Annotated in this window: 1 protein-coding gene; it reads left to right on the top strand. The window is 46.6% G+C overall.

Translation table 11 applies throughout. From position 1 onward, the window contains the following. Nucleotides 1-1,271 (top strand): glycine--tRNA ligase subunit beta (glyS, locus tag A3738_RS20825; RefSeq protein WP_068763824.1); only part of this gene is annotated, 1,271 nt, incomplete at both ends.

The following is a 1,271-nucleotide window of genomic DNA, read 5'->3' as shown; positions in this document are numbered from 1 at the left end:
GTAGAAAAAATAGCACTCACAGTAAATGGTATCGCGATTATCGATGATGATTTACTAGATGAAGTAAACTCACTGAATGAGTGGCCAACACCTTTACTTGGTAACTTCGATCACGATTTCTTAAGCGTCCCTGCAGAAGCGTTGATTTCATCGATGGCTGAGCATCAAAAATACTTCCACGTATTAGATGCTAACCAAAAAATCATGCCGCACTTCATTACGATCTCAAATATTGAGAGTAAAGATCCTGCGCAGGTTATCTCAGGTAACGAACGTGTTATTCGCCCTCGTCTTGCAGATGCTGCGTTCTTCTTTGAAACCGATAAGAAAACAAGCCTTGAGTCGAAACGTGAGTCGCTGAAAAACATCGTTTTTCAAACTAAATTGGGCACCGTATACGAAAAAACAGAACGTGTTGCCAAGTTGGCGCAACGCATTGCACAAGCAATTGGTAGCAATGAAGCTTATGCACTACGTGCTGGCGAACTAGCAAAATCAGACCTTGTTAGTGAAATGGTACTCGAGTTCACGGATCTTCAAGGTTTGATGGCATACCACTACGCACTCTTTGATGGCGAAGAAGAAGAGGTCGCTCTCGCACTGAACGAGCAATACATGCCAAAACAAGCTGGTGGTGAATTGCCAAGCACACATACGGGTTGCGCACTTGCCTTAGCAGAAAAGCTAGACTCGCTTGTTGGTTTGTTCGGTATTAACCAGCCACCAACCGGTACGAAAGATCCGTTTGCTCTGCGTCGCGCATCACTCGGCGTACTTCGTATCATTGTCGAGAAAGGACTTGATCTAGATCTGCGCGATCTAATCGCTTGGGCTGCAGAACAGCACAGCGCGCTCGAAAATAAAGAACTAGACACGCAACTTCTCGATTACTTGCTAGATCGATTCAGAGCTTGGTTCGATGACGAAGGCATTTCTGCGGAAGTATTCTTAGCGGTTAGTGCACGTAAGCCGACAAAACCAGTCGATTTCGACAACCGTATTCGCGCTGTCGCAGCATTCAGCGCGCTACCTCAAGCTGAGGCACTTGCCGCTGCCAACAAGCGTGTATCGAATATTCTTGCGAAAAACGAAGCAGAAGCGTCGTCTGAACTCAATGCATCACTCTTGAGTGAAGCGGCCGAGAAACAACTTGCGGACCAAGTAAGTGCATTAACAAGCAAGGTAGAGCCTTTGTTCAAAGCCGGTGATTATACACAGGCCTTGAAAGAACTGGCCGAGCTTCAGGCGAGCGTCGACGCTTTCTTCGACGA

It is taken from the genome of Oleiphilus sp. HI0066, assembly GCF_001635725.1.
The sequence above is the reverse complement of the archived record's forward strand: the minus strand, read 5'-3'. Positions and strand labels throughout refer to the sequence as shown.